This is a genomic window from Paracoccus salipaludis, from assembly GCF_002287065.1.
GTDB lineage: Bacteria > Pseudomonadota > Alphaproteobacteria > Rhodobacterales > Rhodobacteraceae > Paracoccus > Paracoccus salipaludis.
On sequence record NZ_NSJZ01000180.1, the window covers coordinates 1 to 507 of the forward strand.

Here is a 507-nt window from a genome sequence, read left to right on the forward strand (position 1 = left end):
GTGCGGAGGCGCGGGCTCGTCGCCTGGAAAGGTGACCCGAGCCGGAGCTGCTGCGCAGATCAACCAGATCCGTGTCAGCATGAGCTTCGGGCGCAAGCTTCCTTGACAGTATCGTGGCGGGACCGGAGGGTCATCATGATAGTCGTGTCTCGGGAAAGCCGGTGAAATTCCGGTGCGGTCGCGCCACTGTAACCGCCAATATTGCGGGAGCCAGACCCCGTGCACGCCTTCAGTCCTTTCACCCCGGACGCGTATCCGGAAGGAGATCGCCATGACCTACATCACTGCCGCCCCCGGCACTCACACAGCTCCGATCCCCCTGCGCGAGATCGCCCCATGGGCCATTTTTGCTGGGCTGATTGCGCTCCTGGCACTGTATTTTGTCAGCACCGAACAGGGCGCCGTTGCGGTGTTCGACGGGATGTACGTGCATGAATTCGTGCATGATGCCCGCCATCTCCTTGGCTTTCCCTGCCACTGACGGGAGGGGAACATGGGACGTCTTTT

The 507-nt window shown here is 61.5% G+C and carries 1 protein-coding gene; it reads left to right on the plus strand.

Annotated features, from left to right (window positions below):
• Nucleotides 1-271 precede the first annotated feature (271 nt).
• Nucleotides 272-481, plus strand: a complete 210-nt coding sequence (locus CK240_RS18090) for a CbtB domain-containing protein (protein WP_095641531.1) — start codon at nt 272-274, stop codon at nt 479-481.
• The last annotated feature ends 26 nt before the right edge of the window (nt 482-507 follow it).

Coding starts and splice junctions, on each gene's coding strand:
- CK240_RS18090 (WP_095641531.1), top strand. CDS start 272: ATGACCTACATCACTGCCGCCCCCGGCACTCACACAGCTCCGATCCCC.